18 protein-coding genes and 1 riboswitch are annotated in these 18,212 nt (G+C 73.8%); of the genes, 8 read left to right on the plus strand and 10 right to left on the minus strand.

The genetic code is table 11. The features are described from left to right. On the plus strand, positions 1-915 hold a 915-nt coding region (locus N869_RS05825), incomplete at its 5' end, for a glycoside hydrolase family 6 protein (protein ID WP_035059112.1). A 127-nt stretch (positions 916-1,042) separates the two neighbouring features. After that, complete coding sequence (locus N869_RS05830) at positions 1,043-1,969, plus strand: Ppx/GppA phosphatase family protein (protein ID WP_035059115.1); 927 nt, start codon at positions 1,043-1,045, stop codon at positions 1,967-1,969. On the opposite strand, the gene N869_RS16445 is transcribed toward N869_RS05830, so the two are convergent. Both N869_RS16445 and N869_RS05840 read right to left on the minus strand, forming a co-directional pair. After that, positions 1,948-2,988, minus strand: a complete 1,041-nt coding sequence (locus N869_RS16445; protein ID WP_156968378.1) for an NrtA/SsuA/CpmA family ABC transporter substrate-binding protein — start codon at positions 2,986-2,988, stop codon at positions 1,948-1,950. The genes N869_RS05830 and N869_RS16445 overlap by 22 nt on opposite strands. Next, the gene (locus N869_RS05840; protein WP_198025979.1) at positions 2,985-3,791 is read right to left on the minus strand and encodes an ABC transporter permease; all 807 of its coding nucleotides are present in this window, start codon (positions 3,789-3,791) and stop codon (positions 2,985-2,987) included. Before N869_RS05840 ends, N869_RS16445 begins: the two co-directional genes overlap by 4 nt. Continuing rightward, positions 3,785-3,883: riboswitch (TPP riboswitch) on the minus strand. (Overlaps the previous gene by 7 nt.) Before the next feature lie 119 nt (positions 3,884-4,002). Here N869_RS05840 and N869_RS05845 point away from each other — a divergent pair. Further along, a complete protein-coding gene (locus N869_RS05845) occupies positions 4,003-5,079 on the plus strand; it encodes a YihY/virulence factor BrkB family protein (protein ID WP_035059118.1) in 1,077 nt (358 codons plus the stop codon). Here the strand turns inward: N869_RS05845 and N869_RS05850 are convergent. Next, positions 5,059-7,125 (minus strand): SpoIIE family protein phosphatase, encoded by a 2,067-nt coding sequence (locus N869_RS05850; RefSeq protein ID WP_156968379.1) that lies wholly within the window; start codon positions 7,123-7,125, stop codon positions 5,059-5,061. The genes N869_RS05845 and N869_RS05850 overlap by 21 nt on opposite strands. Positions 7,126-7,144: 19 nt before the next feature. After that, positions 7,145-8,308, minus strand: coding sequence for an acyl-CoA dehydrogenase family protein (locus N869_RS05855; RefSeq protein ID WP_035059123.1), 1,164 nt, complete (start codon positions 8,306-8,308; stop codon positions 7,145-7,147). A 163-nt stretch (positions 8,309-8,471) separates the two neighbouring features. On the opposite strand from N869_RS05855, the gene N869_RS05860 reads away from it, so the two are divergent. The 3 genes from N869_RS05860 to N869_RS05870 all read left to right on the plus strand — a co-directional run bounded on the left by N869_RS05860 (position 8,472) and on the right by N869_RS05870 (position 12,331). Further along, on the plus strand, positions 8,472-9,299 hold the full coding sequence (locus tag N869_RS05860; protein WP_035059127.1) for a DUF1206 domain-containing protein: 828 nt from the start codon (positions 8,472-8,474) through the stop codon (positions 9,297-9,299). A gap of 26 nt (positions 9,300-9,325) precedes the next feature. Further along, the gene (locus N869_RS18730) at positions 9,326-10,564 is read left to right on the plus strand and encodes an NYN domain-containing protein (RefSeq protein ID WP_035059129.1); all 1,239 of its coding nucleotides are present in this window, start codon (positions 9,326-9,328) and stop codon (positions 10,562-10,564) included. A 90-nt stretch (positions 10,565-10,654) separates the two neighbouring features. Next, complete coding sequence (locus tag N869_RS05870) at positions 10,655-12,331, plus strand: GAF domain-containing sensor histidine kinase (protein ID WP_052105127.1); 1,677 nt, start codon at positions 10,655-10,657, stop codon at positions 12,329-12,331. 6 nt (positions 12,332-12,337) lie between these two features. Here the strand turns inward: N869_RS05870 and N869_RS05875 are convergent, their stop codons facing one another. Further along, positions 12,338-13,555: a M20 metallopeptidase family protein gene (locus tag N869_RS05875; RefSeq protein ID WP_052105129.1), complete on the minus strand. Its 1,218-nt coding sequence runs from the start codon at positions 13,553-13,555 to the stop codon at positions 12,338-12,340. 94 nt (positions 13,556-13,649) lie between these two features. Between N869_RS05875 and N869_RS05880 the strand changes: the two genes are divergently transcribed. After that, a complete protein-coding gene (locus N869_RS05880) occupies positions 13,650-14,270 on the plus strand; it encodes a nitroreductase family protein (RefSeq protein WP_035059131.1) in 621 nt (206 codons plus the stop codon). Here N869_RS05880 and cofC read toward each other — a convergent pair. Continuing rightward, positions 14,199-14,963 (minus strand): 2-phospho-L-lactate guanylyltransferase, encoded by a 765-nt coding sequence (gene cofC, locus N869_RS05885; protein ID WP_052105130.1) that lies wholly within the window; start codon positions 14,961-14,963, stop codon positions 14,199-14,201. The genes N869_RS05880 and cofC overlap by 72 nt on opposite strands. Beyond that, positions 14,960-15,895: a 2-phospho-L-lactate transferase gene (gene cofD, locus N869_RS05890; RefSeq protein ID WP_035059134.1), complete on the minus strand. Its 936-nt coding sequence runs from the start codon at positions 15,893-15,895 to the stop codon at positions 14,960-14,962. Before cofD ends, cofC begins: the two co-directional genes overlap by 4 nt. A 104-nt stretch (positions 15,896-15,999) precedes the next feature. Here cofD and N869_RS05895 point away from each other — a divergent pair, with 104 nt between their 5' ends. After that, positions 16,000-16,584 carry a dienelactone hydrolase family protein gene (locus N869_RS05895; protein WP_035059138.1) on the plus strand — a complete coding sequence of 195 codons (585 nt, stop codon included), beginning with the start codon at positions 16,000-16,002 and terminating at the stop codon, positions 16,582-16,584. 9 nt (positions 16,585-16,593) lie between these two features. Here the strand turns inward: N869_RS05895 and N869_RS05900 are convergent, their stop codons facing one another. The 3 genes from N869_RS05900 to N869_RS17680 all read right to left on the minus strand — a co-directional run. Beyond that, entirely contained in the window at positions 16,594-17,388 is a 795-nt protein-coding gene (locus N869_RS05900; protein WP_035059141.1) for a DUF1206 domain-containing protein, read from the minus strand. A gap of 37 nt (positions 17,389-17,425) precedes the next feature. Further along, on the minus strand, positions 17,426-17,854 hold the full coding sequence (locus N869_RS05905; protein WP_035059144.1) for a hypothetical protein: 429 nt from the start codon (positions 17,852-17,854) through the stop codon (positions 17,426-17,428). 82 nt (positions 17,855-17,936) lie between these two features. Then, positions 17,937-18,212 (minus strand): hypothetical protein (locus N869_RS17680; protein ID WP_035059147.1); only part of this gene is annotated, 276 nt, incomplete at its 5' end.

An 18,212-nucleotide genomic window follows, 5' to 3' on the forward strand; every position in this document is an offset into this window, starting at 1 on the left:
ACGCCCACGCCCACGCCCACGCCGACGCCCACGCCGACGCCCACCCCCACGCCGACCGACCCGCCGGCGCCGTCGGGTGGCCTGTACGTGGACCCCACGACCCAGGCCGCGGCCGCTGCTGCGGCGGCGACCGGGGAGACGCGCGAGCTGCTGAACAAGATCGCGCTGACCGCGCAGGCCCGGTGGATCGGTGACTGGGCCACGCCCGAGGCCTCCCGTGCGGAGGTCGCCGAGGTCACCGGTGCTGCGCAGGCCGCCGGCCAGACCGCTGTCCTGGCGATCTACGCGATCCCGGGCCGCGACTGCGGCCACTACTCCGCGGGCGGTGTCGCCCAGTCCGAGTACGCGCAGTGGATCAACACGGTCGCCAGCGGCATCCAGGGCAACCCGATCGTGGTGCTCGAGCCCGACGCACTGCCCCAGCTGGGTGACTGCGACGGTCAGGGTGACCGTGTGGGCTTCCTGCGTCACGCGTCCCGTGTCCTGACCGAGGCCGGTGGCCGGGTCTACATCGACATCGGTCACTCGGCGTGGCTGTCGGCAGACGCCGCTGCGAGCCGTCTGGAGCAGATCGGCTTCGACCACGCGGTGGGCTTCGCGCTCAACACCTCGAACTACCGCACCACGCAGGAGTCCATCACCTACGGTGAGCAGATCTCGGCGCTGGTCGGTGGCAAGGGCTACGTCATCGACACCTCCCGCAACGGCAACGGCCCGTCGGGCAGCGAGTGGTGCAACCCGAGTGGCCGGGCCCTGGGCGACCCGCCCCGCCTGGTGAACGACAGCACGAACCTCGACGCCCTCCTCTGGGTCAAGCTGCCCGGTGAGTCGGACGGCACCTGCAACGGTGGCCCCGCCGCCGGTCGCTGGTGGCAGGAGATGGCACTGGAGCTGGCCCGCAACGCGAGCTGGTGACGGGGGTCTGACCCGAGTGGTCTGATCACAGCGGTACCTCGGGGGCCGGTCGCGTGAGCGGCCGGCCCCCGTTCCGTGCGTCGACCCGTCACGTCCCGACGGTGGGAGCCGCCGCTACGGTGTGCGGATGCGACTCGGGGTGCTGGACGTCGGATCGAACACCGTGCACCTGCTCGTGGTGGACGCCCGACGGGGCGCACCCCCTGTGCCGCAGTCCTCCCGCAAGTCGGTGCTGAGGCTGATGCGGTACCTGGACCAGGACGGCGCCCTCTCCGACGAGGGCGTCGACGCCGTCGTCGAGGCGGTGTCGGCGGCGGCTGAGCACGCCGCCGCGTCGGACCTGGACGAGCTGCTGCCGTTTGCGACGTCGGCGCTCCGTGAGGCCCCGAACGGGCCGCAGGTCCTGGACCTGGTCGCCAGGCGCACGGGGGTGCGTCTGCAGGTGCTGTCGGGCGAGGAGGAGGCTCGGCTCACGTTCCTCGCGGTGCGCCGCTGGTACGGCTGGTCGGCAGGGAGCGTGCTGCTGATGGACATCGGGGGCGGCTCCCTGGAGATCGCCTCGGGCGGTGCCGAGGAGCCTGACGCCGCGGTGTCGCTGCCCCTGGGTGCGGGGCGCAGCACCGTGTCGCACCTGCACGACGACCCACCCACCGAGGGGCAGGTGCAGGCCCTGCGGGAGTACGCCGGTGGCCTGCTGGACCGGACCGCGCGCCGCTGGCCCACGGACCTGGACCCCGCTCACGTGGTGGGCTCGTCCAAGACGGTCCGGTCCCTGGCGCGGCTCGCGGGTGGTCGGGTGGACGGCGTGGGGGCGGACGACCGGCGGGTGCTGCGGCGGGCGGACCTGGAGGACTGGGTCCCCAGGTTGGCGAGGATGCCCGCCGAGGCGCGCCCGGCCCTGCCGGGGATCACCGCGGACCGGACGTTCCAGGTGGTCGCGGGTGGTGTGGTGCTCGCCGAGGCGATGCGGGCGTTCGGCGTGACCGAGCTGGACGTGTCCCCCTGGGCGCTGCGCGAGGGCCTGATCCTGCGTTACCTCGACCGGTTGGCCTGAGTGGCCGCGCGCAGCGGGTCGGTGACGTCCACCGCGGCGAGGGTCGCGTCGATGCTCTCGGTGACCATCCCCTGGTCGCGGTAGAAGTCGGCGACCTGCTGCAGCTCGGCGGCGAAGCCGGCGTGCGCGGGCACCACCCGTGGCGGGGTGATCTGGCTGATCTCCCGGGCGACGTCCTCCTCGGCGCCCGCGGCGATGTAGGCCTGGACCAGCAGCTCGGGGTCCTCGATGATCGCCTCCGCCTGCTCGACCAGGGCCCAGTACGCGGCGACGACGAGCCCGGGGTGCGTGCGCCACACCTCGCCGTCGACCACGTGCACGGTCCGGTTGGTGGCCTCGACGTCGCGGGCGAGGGCGACGACGTGCGCGCCCTCGGCGCGGGCCGCGGTGACCAGGTACTGGTCCCAGGTGGCCCACGCGTCCACGTGCCCGCTGACGAACGCGGTGGCTGCGTCGGGCGGGCTGAGGAACACCATCTCGACGTCGTCGACGTCCATGCCGTTGACCTGGAGCGCCTGACGGAGCAGGTACTCCCCGGTGCCGCCGGCGTTGACGGCGACCCGGGCGCCGGCGAGGTCGGCCACGGTCGTGATGCCGGTGCCGGGCGCCGAGACGATGCCCTGGGAGTCCCCGTCGTTGACCTCGACGGCGAACACCACCACGTCGGTGCCCTGCGCCAGGGCGGGTACCACGGCGGTGGTGCTGGCGGTGGTCACGTCGATCTGGCCGGCGCCCATGGCCTCCGCCGCCGGTGCGAACGCGGGGAACGGCGAGGTGACGGTCGTGGTGCCACCGGCGGCGGTGACGGCCTCGGCCACGAGGCCCGCGTCGGTCGCCAGGGTCAGGGTGTTCTGGGTGTTCAGCGGGCCGATGCGCAGCTCGCCGGCGGGCTCCTGGGTACTGTCCTGCCCGGGTGTGGCGGTGCAGGAGGACAGCACGGCGACCACGAGGGCGGCTGTGGTGGTCCGGGCCGCGGCGGCCCTGGCTGCGCGCAGGCGGGTCGGTCGGGTGGGGGTCACGGGGTCCTCCTTGTCGTGGCACCGGGTGCGGTGCCGGCGGGTGCGGGGCGGTCCCACCGCAGCAGGCGTCGTTCGAGGGCCCGCACCAGGCTGTCGGTGGCGAGCCCGAGGCAGGCGTACACGGCGATGCAGACCATCACCTGGTCGGTCCGCACGTAGGTGCGGGCGGTGGTCAGCAGGTACCCGATCCCGGAGGACGCGTTGACGGTCTCGGCGACGATCACCGCGACCCAGGCGATGCCCAGGGCGTGGCGCAGACCCACCAGGATCGGGGCGAGCGCACCGGGTAGCAGCACCTGGGTCGCGGTCTGCCACGCGCTCAGCCGGTAGGCGGTCGCGACCTCGACCAGGGCCGGGTCCACCGCACGTACCCCGCCGAGGGTGTTGAGGTACATGGGCACGAGGGTCGCGACCACCACCAGCAGGATCTTGGGTGACTCCCCGAGACCGAACCAGAGGATCAGCAGCGGGGTCAGGGCGGTGAAGGGGATGGTCCGGAGCATCTGGACGGGCTTGTCGACGACGTCGGCACCGGTGCGCCAGAACGCGGCGACCAGCCCGAGGGCGACCCCGACGGTGATGCCGATGCCGGCCCCTGCCGCCACCCGCCCCAGGCTCACGACCAGGGCCCCGGGCAGGGTCCCGTCGACGGTCATGGCCGTGGCCGTGGTGAGCAGCGCCGACGGTGGCGGCAGCACCTCGGGGCGGACCAGGCCCAGGCGTGCCACGGCCTCCCAGCCCGCGACGACCACGAGGGTGGACACCCACGGGCGCAGCAGACGCAGGGCGGACGGGCGCAGCACGGCCACGACGTTCCCTTCGCTAGTACGAGCTAGATCAGGTTCAACGGGTGTGATCTCAGCCGTCACGGTGCACGGCACCCCGCGTCGTCGGCCACCCTAGTGCCCGTCGATCCGGGCCTGGCGGGACCTGGGCCCCGGGGTGGGTGCGGGCCTGACGCGCCACCGGCGGTCCGGGGTGGGACGATCGTGAGGTCCGTGAGGAAGGGGAGCCGTGGTCGCAGCCGTCGTCGTGGTCGCTGCGGCGCTCGCCGGTGCGTTGTGGTTCGTGCGGGCCCGGCGCCGTGACCCCCGCCCCCGCCGTGACCCGTTCGAGGGTGCGGAGCGTCTGGCTGCCCGGTGGCCGGTGGTGGTGGCCGGGTACAGCTTGACGGGTGTGGTCGTGCAGTGCTGGCGCAGGTTCGTCGAGGTGCGGGTCACGGGCCTCGCGGCCGAGATGACGTACTTCGCGATGATCTCGGTCCTGCCGCTGGTGACGGCGTTGGGGGCGGCCCTGGGGTTCCTCGAGCGGGTGGTGGGCCGGGAGGACGTCGACCGCATCGAGCAGACCGTGGTGGACTGGCTGGCGGGGGTGTTCGACCAGCAGCTCACCGCTGACGTCCTCGCGCCGCTGGTGCGTGGTCTGCTGCGGGACGAGCGGGCGGGGGTGGCGGTGGGGAGCGTCGCGATCGCGCTGTTCCTGGCGAGCCGCATGTTCCGGGCGGCGATCCGTGCGCTGGACGACGCGTACATGGTGCCCGAGCGCCGCACCCTGGTGGCGCAGTGGACGTTGGGTCTGGGCCTGGCGCTGGGCGCGGTGATCACCCTGGTGGTGCTGCTGACGATGCTCGTCATCGGCCCGTTGCTGGGAGGTGGGCAGTGGCTGGCCGAGGCCGCGGGGCAGGAGGAGGCCTACGAGACGGCCTGGGCGACCGCCAGGTGGCCGCTCGTGGCGGTGGTCTCGGCGCTCTTCCTGCTGGTGCTCTACCGGTACGGGCCCAACGCCCGGAACACGTGGTGGGGGTGCGTTCCGGGGGCTCTGCTGGGTACCGCGGCCCTGGTGCTGGTGGCGTTCGGTTTCGGGTACTACCTGGACGTCGCCGGGCCGGCGGCACCGGCGGTGGGTGATGCGGGTGAGGCCGTGGGGGTCGCGGCGCAGACCATCGGTGCGGTCCTCGCAGCCGTCCTGTGGCTGTGGTTGAGCAGCATCGTCATCCTCACCGGCGGTGTGCTCAACGCCGAGCTGGGCCGGTCGCGTCGCGCACGCGGGAACGAGCGCCCCGGTGCGGGTTCACCCGCCGAGGTGCCCTGAGGGGGTGTGGGGCGCGGCGGGCACCCGCACCGCCAGGAGGGCGACGTCGTCCTCGTGCGTGAGGTCCATCGCCTCGAGCAGCGCGTCGCACATCACCTCGAGGGGTTCGTGGGCCATGCCGGACACCGCCCGGGCCAGGACGTCGAGCCCCTGGGTCAGGGGGTGCGTGCGTCGCTCGACCAGCCCGTCGGTGTACAGCAGCAGTGTCGACCCGGGCGGCAGGGTGGTGCGTGAGCCTGCGCGGGGACGGGTCGAGGCAAGTCCGATCATCAGGTCGCGGCACCCCTCGAGGTATCGGGTGCGGCCGTCGGCGTCCACGACCAGCGGTGCCAGGTGCCCGGCGTTGGACCACTCGAACGTCGCACCGTCGCAGGTGGGGCGCACCGTCCCGTACACGGCGGTGGTGAACTCGGTGATGCCGACCCCGGCGTTGAACTGGTCCAGTGCCTGGAGCACCCCGGGCGGCCCGTCGTCCCGGCACCAGGCGAACGCCCGCATGGCGCTGCGCAGCTGACCCATGGCGCTGGCTGCGTCCAGGTCGTGGCCCACCACGTCGCCGATGACGATCGCGTGGTGCCCGTCGCCGGTGAGGAATGCGTCGTACCAGTCGCCTCCGACCTGGGTGTCGGCGTGGGCGGGGAGGTACCGGGCGGCGACCTCCAACCCGTCCAGCTCCGGGAGCGCGGTGAGCATGCTGCGTTGGAGCGCGACGGCGATCTCGTGCTCGCGGTCGTACCTGCGTTCCTTGTCGACCACGGCCGCGACCCGGCCGGCGAGCTCCTGGGCGAGCGTCACGTCTGCGGGCTCGAACCGTCGTGGCCCGCAGCTGACGACGGTGACCACGCCCAACGCCCTGCCGTCCACGACCAGCGGCACGGCGATGTACCCCGTGAACCCGAGGCGGGACAGGATCCGGTAGTGCTCACCCGACTGGGTCGATGCCCGTAACCAGTCCTGGTCGACGTGCGGGTCCCAGTGGGGCCTGAGGTCTTCCATCGCGCGGGCCGCGGGGTGCTTCCCGTGGCGGTCGGGCGCGTACTGGCCGCGGAGCACGTCCGCCAGGTGCTGCTGGTCGGGGTCGGCGTGCTGGGCGGCGACCCGGGTGAACCGCCCGTCCTCCTCGATGTCGATCAGGCACAGGTCGCCCAGCGTGGGGACGGCCACCGTCGCGAGCCGCCGCAGGGTCTCGCGGTACCCGGAGGAGGTCGCGAGCACGTCGGAGGCCTTGAGCAGGAACTCCTGGGAGCGCAGCACCACGGCCAGCTGGTCGTTGAGCCGGTCCCGGGCGCGTTCGGCGGCGGTGCGCGTGGTGATGTCCACCAGCAGCGCCATGACGGCCGGTTCGCCGCCGGCCAGCTCGCTGCCGATCGCGTTGATCTCGACGGCGGTCCCGGGGGCGCGGACCGGTTGGGCCGAGACCGCCGGCGTGAACACGTCCGCGCTGGTCGCGGCCTGGATGGCGGCGTGGACCGTCCCCGGTTCCTGGAAGAGCGCGGCGAACGTGGACCCGAGGTCACGCGCGGCCAGGTTCAGCAGGCCGCTCGCTCGGGGGTTCCAGCTGACGGTGCTTCCCTCAGGGGTGAGGACCACCACGCCGAACGGTGCGTGGTCCAGCGCGCTGGCGAGGGCCGTGGTCGCGGGGCGCAGCGACGGGCCCGGCACCCTGGGCTGGTTGGCCAGGGTGTGCAGCAGTGCGGCGTGCGCACGTCGGCGGGCGGCGCGGTCACCGGCGTCCTGGACCGTCTGGGCCAGGTCGGGGTCGTGCTCGTCGAGGACGACGAGGTCCGAGGGGATGCCGGGGGAGTAGGACAGCGCGCGCCGGAGGTCCGCCGGGTCCGCCCCCGGGGTCTCGGGCGCCCTGATGACCACGACGAGTGCTGCCTCCGGACGCGCGGCGTGGTGGCGCTGGACGGAGGCCACGTCCTGCGGTGTCCGCAGGGCGACGACGACGACGTCCACCGGCCCGTCCGCGTCCACGCCCACCGGCTGCAGCGGCGGCCGCAGACCGAGGACGGCGGGGTCCGCACCGGACACCGCTACGCGCATCGTCGCCTCGGTCCCCACCTCAGCTGCCCAGGAGGGGCATGCCGAGGAGCGCGCGTCCCGTCCACGTGCGTAGCGTGTCGGTGGTGGGGCTCATCACGTGTGCGGCACGGGCGTCCCGCAGGTGCCTCTCGACCGGGGCCCGGTCGCGGTAGGCGATGCCCCCCATGAGGGTCATCACCTCGTTGGCGACCCCCACCGCGCAGTCGGCGACCTCCGCCTTGGCGCTGGCCAGGCCGGGAAGGGCGTCCGGTCCACCGGTCTCGGCCTCTTCCGCGGCCCAGAACGCCAGGCGCCGCGTGCGCTCCACGCGAGCCCACAGCTCGCCGAGCCGGTGCTGGACCACCGGCTCGCCCGCCAGGGACCGCCCGGTGTGGGTGTGCTGCCGGCGCAGCAGGTGGTCCCGTGCCTCGAGGAGGCTCGCGTGCGCGATCCCCAGGTACGTGCCGGACATCGCCATGAGGAAGTACGGGGCGACGACCTCGAAGACGTACCAGATCTGGTCGCCCTCGGCACCGAGCAGGTTCGCCACCGGCACCCGCACACCTTCCAGCCTGGCGCCCCGCGAGGAGTTGCCCCGCATGCCCAGCCCGTGCCACTGGTCGGCCCACACCAGCCCGTCGCTGGGATCGGGGACCACCACGCACGAGAACTGCCCCGCGGGAGCGTCCGGCTCGGCGGCGACGGTCGACATCACGTAGGAGTCGGCGCGCGAACCGTTGGTGACGAAGCTCTTGGTCCCGTCCAGCACGTAGGTCGCGTCCTCGCGCCGCAAGCGGGTCTGGGGCAACCAGAACTGGCTCCCGGTCCCGGGCTCGGACAGCGCGAGGGTGGTCAGGTGGCGGCCGGCTGAGATCGGCTCCAGCAACGAGACCGACTGCGTGGGGGTCGCCTTGGCCGCGATGACCGCCGTGCCGACCGCGTGCATGCCGTAGGTGATCGCGGTCGACGCGCACGCCCGTCCCAGGACCTCGCACACCTCGACCAGGGCGCGCAGGCCCAGCCCTGAACCCCCGGACGTCGCGGGGGCGGTCAGCCCGCCCATGCCTTCGGCCTGGAGAGCCCTGATGGCCTCCTCCGGCCACCGCCCCTCGTCGATCTTCGCGGCGAGCGGCGCCGCCACCTCGACCGCGACGGCTTGGGCGCGCGCCACTGCGTCGTGGAGAGTGGTCGGGGACGGTCGCACCTGGTCACAGTAGCGGCGCCGCGATGTGCCCGGCACCACCGCAGAGGTGGTGCCATGTGCCCGGCACCACCTCTGCGGTGGCGGGAGGGCCGGACCACCGGCACAGTTGGCACACCGACGCTGCCGATTCGTCCCGATACCCGCCCCGGAGGGATCGCCCCCCATGCCGGACCAGACCACGCTCGAGGACCGCTTGCGGACCGTCCGACGTTCCCGACCCGTCCAGATCGGTTCCAGCGTGGGGTACGTCGCCGTCGGCGTGGTGCACCTCATCATCGCCTGGATCGCGCTCCGGCTCGCCTTCGGTGACGGCGGCGGGGAGGGGGACGAGGCGGACCAGGCCGGTGCGCTGCGCGAGATCGCGTCCCAGCCCGCCGGCGGCGTGGCTCTGTGGTTCACGGCCGCGGCGCTGCTGCTGCTGGGCTTCTGGCAGATCAGCGGGGCGATCATCGGCCTGCCCGACGAGGACCCCGACAACCGCCTCAAGGAGCGCGGCCGCGCCGCCGGCAAGTCCGTGGTGCACCTGGCGCTGGCGGTCACCACGTTCGGCGTGGTGCTGGGGACGGGGGAGTCCGGTGACGAGCAGGCGGAGGAGGGCGCGGGCATCCTCATCGGCTCGACGCCCGGTCGGGTGCTGCTCTTCGCCATCGGGCTGGGAATCATCGGCTTCGCGGGCTACCAGATCTTCATCGGGTTGACGCGGCGGTTCCTGCGGGTGCTGCGCGACGACATGCACGACCGGTGGGAGCCGGTCGTGCAGGCCTCCGGCATGGTCGGGTACCCGGCCCGCGGGGTGGGCCTGGTGATCGTGGGGATCCTGGTGTGCACGGCTGCGGTCAGCGGTGACGAGGAGGAGGCCGGCGGACTGGACGCGGCTCTCACCACCTTGGCCGAGCAGCCCTACGGGCCGTGGGCGCTGGCCGTCGTGGCCCTGGGCTTCGCGGCCTTCGGGATCTTCTCGTTCGGCAGGGCGCGGTACGGCCGCATCTGAAGGCGGCGGCGTGCGAGGGTGAGGCCATGACCGACCTCGCAGCGACCGGCCGCCGCCTGCGGTGCGCGCTCTTCGTGGACTTCGACAACGTGTACATCGGGCTGCGGCGCCTGGACCCGGCCGCCGCCGAGGCGTTCGCCAGCCAGCCCGGGCACTGGTTGAGCGCCCTGGAGGCCGGCAGCGACCTGGATGGGGACTTCACCCGCAGGTTCCTGGTGCGCTCGTGCTACCTGAACCCCTCGACGTTCTCCCAGTTCCGGCCCAACTTCACCCGGGCCGGGTTCAGCGTCGTGGACTGCCCGTCCCTGACGCAGCAGGGCAAGAGCAGCGCCGACATCAACCTGGTGCTGGACGCCGTCGACGCGCTCGCGGCCGACACCTACTACGACGAGTTCGTGATCGTGTCCGCGGACGCGGACTTCACCCCGTTGGCGTTGCGGTGCCGGGCGGCGGACCGGCGCGTCACGATCATCACGGCGAGCCCGGCGGCGAGCGCCTACCGCGCGGTGGCCGACACGGTCGTCACCGCGGACGACCTCGCGGAGCTGGTGAAGGACCCGGAGTCGGTGGACCTGGCGGACGCCGTGGTGGAGGAGGGGCTGCCGGTGCGTTCCCAGTCGCCGGCGCCGGACGTCCCTGAGCAGGCGGGCCCGGCGCGTCGGGTGGTGATGCGGATGGTGCGGGCCGCGGACCGTCCGATCAACGGTGGCGCGGTGGCCCAGGCGGCGCAGAAGGCGGACCCGAGTCTGGGTTCCAGCGGGTGGGCCGGCGCCGGTGGGTTCTTCCCCTGGCTGGCGCGCACGGTTCCCGAGCTGGGTGCGGCGTCGGGGTTCGTGTGGGACCCGCGCCGGTTCAGCGAGGCCGACCTGAACACCGGCGGTGGGGTGGACCTGCCGCCGCTGCAGCGTCAGGTGGTGGAGGTCACCGACATCCCCAACCTTCCGCCGGAGCGGTACCGGGTGCTGCTGGAGACGTTGGCCGAGGACGTGCGCCGTCACCCGTTCGACCGTCCGGAGACCGCCCGGCGGGTGCGGGACGCGTGCCAGGCGGCAGGTGAGGCGATCGGGCGTGCGTCGGTGAACACCGTGATCGCGGGGGTCCTGTACGCGGGCCTGGACCTGACGGAGAAGCCGTCGGCGGCCAAGGTCGCCCAGACGTGGGCGGACAACGTGGTGGGCCTGTGCCGGGGGGCGCGCATGGAGCTGACGTCCCAGGACGTCGCGGCGATCCGGGCGTGGGTGGGCGGGGGCCTGCTGCGTCGGTGACCGGCCTGAGGCCCCCGGGTGACTGGGACCTTGGTCCCTGGTGCCACCTGCGCGTACGGTTCCCTTGTCGGACCGCAGCAGGGAGGGTGCATGTCGACGACAGCACGGGACACGGCCGAGGCCACCACGGACCTGATGCGTGCCGTGCTGGCACTGGCGGCCGACCTGGACCTGACGAGCCTGCTGGAACGGTTCGTCGAGGCCAGCACCGAGCTGACGGGGGCCCGGTACGGGGCGATCAACATCCTGGACGAGCACGGGGCGTCCCGGACGTTCGTGCAGTCGGGGGTCGACCCGATGGTCATGGACCGGCTGGGGCACGCGCCGCACGCGGTGGGGGTCCTGGGGCAGATCCCCGACCACGGTGTGCTGCGCCTGCGGGACCTCACCGAGCACCCCGCCTACCAGGGCCTGCCGGCCGGGCACCCGCCCATGGGGCCGTTCCTCGGGACGGCCGTCCGCGTGGTCGGCGAGACGTACGGGTACCTGTACCTGGCCGAGAAGGACGGGGGGTTCAGCCCTGACGACGAGGCGGTGGTCGGGGCCCTGGGGGCTGCGGCGGCGGTCGCGATCCAGAACGCCGAGCTGTACGCGGTGGAGCGTCGCCGCGAGAACTGGCTGACCGCCGGGCAGCGCATCACCACGATGATCCTGGAAGGGGCCGACCAGGAGGACGTCCTGACCACGATCGCCGCCACCGCCAGGCGGATCGACGGCGCGGACACCGCCGTGCTGGCGTTCCCCGGGGTGGACGACCGGCTGGTGATGGAGATCGTCGACGGTCATGCCGCCGACGAGCTGATCGGTCTGGTGCAGGTCCCGGGGTCACGGTCGGTCGAGGTGTTCGCCAGCGGCGAGGGTGACACGGTCCCGTCCTCGGTGACCGCCCAGCACCCCTTGCCCCCGATGCGGCAGTTCGGGCCCGCCCTGTACGTGCCATTGCGCACGGAGGGGCAGACGGTCGGGGTCCTGATCCTGCTGCGCCGCAAGGGCGCGAAGCCGTTCACCCCCAGCGACCTGGCTCTGTCCCAGACGTTCGCGGCCCAGGCGGCCCTGGCGGTGGTGCTCGCCGAGGCACGCGAGGCGCAGGACGCCGCCGCGTTGCACGGGGAACGCGCCCGCATCGCCAGGGACCTGCACGACCTGGCGATCCAGCAGCTGTTCGCGGCGGGCATGCAGCTGGAGTCGGCCCGGCAGTCCTCCGGTGCGGGCGTCCTGCCCCCGGCTGTCACCGGGATGATCGACGGGGCGCTGGAGAGCGTGGACTCCACGGTCCGCCAGATCCGGGTGATCGTGCGTGCCCTGGACACCGACGACGCCACCCCGCCCCTGGTGGAGCGCCTGCGGCGAGAGGTCGACCACGCGGGGGTGCTGTTCGGGTTCGCGCCCACCCTGCGGGTGGTCCTCGACGGGAACCAGCTGGCCGGCGCCCACCACGAGCACGGTGACGTGGACCGCATCGACCAGGCGCTGGGCCTGGCGCGTGCCGACCACGTGGTGGCGGTGGTGCGTGAGGGGCTCACCAACGCGGCCCGCCACGCCCGCTGCGAGGCCGCGTGCGTCCGGCTGGACGTGCGCACCGGGCCCGACGGGTACGTGACGGTCGAGGTCGAGGACGACGGCGTCGGGCTGGGTGAGGCCGGTGACCGGCGCTCCGGCACCCGCAACCTGGCCTCCCGGGCGCGGGAGGCCGGTGGCGACTTCACCATGGGCACCCCACCGAGCGGCAGGGGAACCCTGCTGTGCTGGACCAGCCCGCTGGGGTGAGAGCTCTCAGCCCTGGGCCAGCCGGTCCAGGGCCAGGGCTGCCAGCACGGCGGCGCTGACCGGGAGGGCGTCGTCGTCGAACCTGGCCTGCGCGGAGTGGTTGTAGGGGGCGACGTCCGGGTCCTCCCCGCGGGGGGTGGCCCCCACGAACAGGAACGCACCCGGCACCCGTTGCAGCACGTAGGAGAAGTCCTCCGCACCTGAGATGGGCCGGGGGGCGGTCACGAACCGGTCGTCGCCGAACATGGCCCCGCTGACGCGGGCCGCGCGTGCGACCTCGGCCGGGTCGTTGACCGTCACGGGGTACCCGCGCACGTAGCGGACGTCGGCGGTCATGCCGTGGGCGGCGGCGATGTGCTCGACCACACGGGTCAACCGCTCGGGGATGATCGCGTGCTGCTCGGGGGAGAACGTGCGGATGGTCGCGTCCAGCTCGGCGGTCGCAGGGATCACGTTGTCCACCGTCCCCGCGGCGATGCGGCCCACGGACACCACCACCGGGTCGTGGGCGTCGAACTGGCGCGTCACCGCCGTCTGCAGGGCCAGCACCACCTCTGCGGCCACGGTCACAGGGTCTGCGGCCAGGTGCGGCATCGACCCGTGCCCGCCACGGCCCTGGATGGTGACGTACATCTGGTCCGCCGCGGCCATCGCGGGCCCCGGGCGCCCCGTCACCACTCCCAACGGGATCATCGAGGACGCCACGTGCACCCCGTACGCCGCGACCACCGGCTCCCCGGCCGCCTCCAGGACGCCCTCGGCGATCATGATCTCGGCCCCGTGGAACCCCTCCTCGCCGGGCTGGAACATGAGCACCACCGACCCGGCGATCTCCTCACGGCGCGCGGCGAGCAACCGGGCGGCCCCCACCAGGCCGGCCATGTGCAGGTCGTGACCGCACGCGTGCATCACCCCGTCGTGGGTGCTGGTGAACGGTTCCCCGGACCGCTCGGTCACCGGCAGCGCGTCCATGTCGCCCCGCAGCAGCACCGACGGCCCCGGTCGCGCGCCACGCAGCACCGCCACCACCGAGCTGCACCGGGTCCCGGTGGTGACCTCCAGGCCCAGCCCGTCGAGCTCTGCCAGCACCCGCGCCTGGGTCGACGGCAGGTGCAGCCCCACTTCGGGGATGCGGTGCAGGTCGTGCCGCAGGGACGTCAGCTGCGGGGCCAGGGCCTCGGCCTCGGCACGCAGCTGCGCGAGGTCCACGGGAGAGGTGCTCACGGGTGTCGCTCCAGGGTCGGGACGGGCGTCCCCGCGACGCTACCCGGTGCACGCCCCGGGACGTGCCCGCGTGCCGTCCTGGGAGGATCACGGCATGGAGCTCCAGGACGTCGTGCGCCGACGCCGCATGGTCCGCCGCTACACCGACGACCCCGTCCCCCCGCACGTGGTGGACCGGGCCCTGCGCAACGCGGTGCGCGCCCCCAACGCGGGGTTCAGCCAGGGTTGGGCGTTCCTGGTCCTGGACGCGCCCGGGGACGTCGCACGCTTCTGGGAGGCCACCACACCCACGGCCCGCGCCGAACGGCCGAGCCGGTGGCTGCGCGGCATGCGCACCGCACCGGTCGTCATCGTGCCCCTCGCCAGCGAGAGCACGTACCGCGAACGGTACGCACGGCCGGACAAGACCCGCCCCGGCCACCCTCCGCCCACCTGGCCCGTGCCCTACTGGTACGTCGACGCCGGGATGGCGGCCCTGCTCATCCTGCAGACCGCCGTCGACGAGGGGCTCGGTGCGTGCTTCTTCGGCATCCCCGGTGAACGTGTCCAGACGTTCAATGAGGCGTTCGACGTGCCGGCCGACCACGCCCCGGTCGGTGCGATCACCCTGGGCCACCCCGCACCCGACGACGCGCCCGGTGGGTCACCGACCACCCGCACCCGGCGTCCCCTCGACGACGTCGTGCACCGCGGCCGGTGGGGCACCCGGGCCTGACCCGCGCCCGGGCGGGAGGTCCCACCCGCGGGCCGCGACCCCGGCGTGCACCCGCTGCCGCACGTCCTGCGGCAGCGCCCACCAGTCCTGGGGGGTGTCCAGGTCGGACGACGTGCCCGGCAGGTCCACCGTGGTGACCTGCGCACCCATGCGGTCCGCCTGCTCCTCGTGCCGGGCGCGGCTCCCCGGCCCGAACCTGAACCCGAACCCCGCGGCCACCACGGCGGTGTCGAGCACCAGGGCGTTGGTCCCCTCGCCGTGCCGGTCCGGGGCGAGCGCCACCGGTGTGGGGCACCCGGTCAGCACCCGCACGTCCTGCGGCGTCAGAGCAGGCAGGTCCGCGTGCACCACCAGCACCCTGGTCGCCTCCCGGGCCGCCACCGCGCACCCGAACGCCACCGCCCCGTTCAGGCCGCCGACGTCGGCCGGCTCCGGGACCACCCGCACCCCCGGCAGCGGTCCCGCCCCGAGCAGCGTGCCCGCCACCGCGGGGTCCCCGGTCACCACGAGCACGCCCGTCACCGCACCGGATCCCACCAGCGCACCCACCACGGACCGGGCCACCACCCCGACCAGGGCCTCACGGGCGGGCCCCTGCACCCAGGCGCCCAACCGGGACTTGCCCCCGCCGCGCAACGGCACGACCGCCACCAGGGGCCCACCACCGTCCTGGTCGGTCAGCTGTGAGGTCACCGGCCGGCCACGTCCACCAGCTCGGTGGCGAGGCGCTCACGGTCGTGGTCGGTGCGCATCATCGTGTCGGTGACGTGCACCGTCAGCCCCAGGTCGGTGATCGCGGGTGCCAGGTGGGCGTCGACGGTGTCGATGCACCACACGTCCAGCACGTCGACGTACAGGCGTGCGACGCCCAGGGCGCTGACCTCGTGCCCGAGCCCGGCGAGCATCTGCGCGGCGGGCCCCTTCACCGCTCGGCCGCCGATGAGGGGACTGACACCCACCCGACGGGCGGGCGAGGTGCGCAGCGCTTCGCGCACACCGGGGACGGCCAGCACCGGGCCGACGCTCACGATCGGGTTCGACGGTGCGAGGAGCACCACGTCGGCCCCGGTGAGCGCGGGTAGGACGCCGGGTGCAGGTCGGGCGTCGTCGACGCCGTCCAGGTGCACGCCCAGGACGTCGTCCTGGTGCTTGCGCCGCACGAAGTAGTCCTGGAAGTCCAGGCGCCCGGCAGGGGTGTCGACCATGGTGGCGAGCGGGTCGTCGGTCGCGGGGAGCAGGCGCGCGGTGACACCGAGGGCGGTGGCCAGCTCGGCGGTGACCTGGGACAGGCTCGCGCCGTCGGCCAGGCGTGCGGTGCGGGCGAGGTGGGTGGCGAGGTCCTGGTCGCCGAGCATGAACCAGGTGTCGGCACCGAGGCGACGCAACGCCTCGAGGGTCGTGTACGTCTCACCGGCGATGCCCCACCCGGTGGTGGGGTTCGCGATCCCGGCGAGGGTGTACATGACGGTGTCGAGGTCGGGGCTGACCCACAGACCGTGGATGCGGGCGTCGTCGGCGGTGTTGACCACGACGGTGACCCGGTCGGTCACCCGGGACGCCCCGTGGGCGAGCTTCGCCCCGCCGACACCACCGGCGAGGACGGTCACCGCGGGGGACTGGGTCACCGGGGGAGGGTATCCCCTGACCGGGTCGAGGTGGCGCAACCGCCCCCTGCCCAGCCGGAGCGGTGACGCCTATGCTGGTCCGAGCACAGGGGAGGGGGCCTCCGATGGCTGAGGTGGTGCTGTTCCACCACGCGCACGGCCTGACCGCGGGTGTGGCGACGCTCGCCCACGACCTGGTGGCCGACGGGCACCACGTCCACACCCCGGACCTGTTCGAGGGCCGCACCTTCGAGGCCCTGGACGACGGGGTGGACCATGCCGAGGCGCTCGGCACCGACGTGGTCCTCAAGCGGGGGGCCCGCGCGGTGGAGGGCCTGGCCGAGGGGCTGGTCTACATCGGGCTGTCCCTGGGGGTGCTGCCGGCCCAGCAGCTCGCCCAGACCCGCCCGGGTGCCCGGGGGGCGGTCCTGGTGGGCTCGTGCGTCCCGGTGGAGTTCTTCGGCGGGTGGCCCGAGGGGGTGCCCGTGCACGTCCACGGCATGGACGCCGACCCCTGGTTCGTGGGTGAGGGGGACCTGGACGCCGCCCGCGAGCTGGTGGAGGGGGCCGCCGACGGTCAGCTGTTCCTCTACCCGGGGGGCCAGCACCTGTTCATCGACCCGTCGCTGCCCGCGCACGACGCCGCCGCGCACGCCCGGTTCATGGAGACGCTGCGGTCGTTCCTGGTGGCGGTCGACTCCCGGGGCTGAGGGCGCGGCTCAGATGCGGGCGTAACGCGCGCGGGCCAGGCTGTACACCCCGAACACCATGAACCCCACCGCGGCGGCGCTCAGGGCGAAGGAGCCGAACGGCAGGTCGAGCAGGCCCTGCAGGGCACCGTCCAGGCCGCGGGCCTCCTCGGGATCGGCGTTGACCGCGGCGACCACGAGGAATGCCCCCACCAGCACCAGGGTGAAGCCCCGGGTGGTGTACCCCACGCGCCCGCAGTGCACGACCCAACGTGGGGGGTGGCGGTCCAGGTCCTCGCAGAACCGGTCCAGAGCTCCCTTCCTCAGCTGCTGGATGCCGACCGCTGCCACGCCCACACCGGCGGCGGCGACGAGCACCTGGCCGGCGAGGTGCTCCATGAAGGGGCCGGTCACGCTGGACGCCTGCTCGGCTTCACCTCCCTCGGGGGAGGCCCCGGCCAGGACCGTGACGGCCAGCGCACCGAGCACCCCGTACACCACGGCCTTCCCTGCGAACCGCACCCGTTGCGTCCACCTGTGCACGAGCAGGATCGAGGTGAGGTACCACAGGGCCAGGAGCACGAACCCGGCGGTCGCGACGGCCAGGGCACCGGCCCCGACGGTCGTCGCGGCGATCGTGTCCAGGGCGCCGGTGGCGCTGGCCTCGTCGTCGTCGCTGCCGAGTCCCACCCACGCGAGCTGCAGGGCGATCCAGCCGATGACGGCGTTGAGGGCGCCGCTGGCGGCCAGGCCGAGCCGCGCACCGCTGGCGACCACGGGGTGCTCCGCGGCCTGCCGGGACAGTGCGTGGACGCTCGAACGCATGGAGACACTCTTCCACCGGTCGCCGCCGTGCGTCGGGTCAGCGCCCGCCCGTGGCCCCCCGCACGAACCGCACACCCGCGACCTGGGCGTCCACCTGCGGGGTCGGGAGCGGCGAGACCCGCACGTGCCCACCGTCACCGTTGGTGACGGTGAACGCCCCGGCGCCCGGGCGCACGTCCTGGCCGACGGCCCAGAAGCGGTCGCCGTCCACGTGCACCACCAGGTCGATGTGCTCGCCCGGGACCCAGCCCCATCCTTCGAGCCCGCTCGGGGTCACGCCCGTCAGGTCACCCTGGACCAGCGCCACGGACTGCAGCGCCACCCCCAGGTGCCGCAGGTTCGCCTGCGTGGAGGCGTCGTAGGCGGGCGCCAGCGCCTGTTGCACCAGGGGCTCCAGGTGCGTGTGCGACCCTGCACCCGCGATGAGCATGGCGGTGGCCCCCAGGGCCAGTGATCGTCCGCGCACAGCGCCTCCTTCGACCCGGTAAATATGACATACCGGGACGAATCGGACATCTGCTGTGGACGAGAAAGTGGGCGGAGCCCTCTCAGGGGGCCGTGACGGCCCTGCGTCTGCGTCGCAGGAGGACGAACCAGACGACGCCCCCGAGCAGCACCACGACCAGCGCCACGGCCCCCGCCCCGACGAGCGTGGCACGGTCCATCGCCGCCTCGGCGCGCGCGGCCGAGGCGGCGGCAGAACCGAACCGGCCCTCTGCGAGCGCGTCCGTGGTGGTGGTGGTGTGCAGGTCCACCCCGCCGAGCAGGCCACCGAGGGCGGTGAACGGGTCGGCGCCGTCGCGCCGGGCGGTGACCGCCGCCAT

Origin of the sequence: Cellulomonas bogoriensis 69B4 = DSM 16987 (genome assembly GCF_000767165.1) — a bacterium.
Lineage (GTDB): Bacteria > Actinomycetota > Actinomycetes > Actinomycetales > Cellulomonadaceae > Actinotalea > Actinotalea bogoriensis.

What these genes read in the sequence shown, in the direction of transcription:
- N869_RS05895 (WP_035059138.1), top strand. Translation starts at nt 16,000, where the DNA reads ATGGCTGAGGTGGTGCTGTTCCACCACGCGCACGGCCTGACCGCGGGT.
- N869_RS05860 (WP_035059127.1), top strand. Translation starts at nt 8,472, where the DNA reads ATGCCGGACCAGACCACGCTCGAGGACCGCTTGCGGACCGTCCGACGT.
- N869_RS05850 (WP_156968379.1), bottom strand. Translation starts at nt 7,125, where the DNA reads ATGCGCGTAGCGGTGTCCGGTGCGGACCCCGCCGTCCTCGGTCTGCGG.
- N869_RS05830 (WP_035059115.1), top strand. Translation starts at nt 1,043, where the DNA reads ATGCGACTCGGGGTGCTGGACGTCGGATCGAACACCGTGCACCTGCTC.
- N869_RS18730 (WP_035059129.1), top strand. Translation starts at nt 9,326, where the DNA reads ATGACCGACCTCGCAGCGACCGGCCGCCGCCTGCGGTGCGCGCTCTTC.
- N869_RS05880 (WP_035059131.1), top strand. Translation starts at nt 13,650, where the DNA reads ATGGAGCTCCAGGACGTCGTGCGCCGACGCCGCATGGTCCGCCGCTAC.
- N869_RS05900 (WP_035059141.1), bottom strand. Translation starts at nt 17,388, where the DNA reads ATGCGTTCGAGCGTCCACGCACTGTCCCGGCAGGCCGCGGAGCACCCC.
- N869_RS05870 (WP_052105127.1), top strand. Translation starts at nt 10,655, where the DNA reads ATGTCGACGACAGCACGGGACACGGCCGAGGCCACCACGGACCTGATG.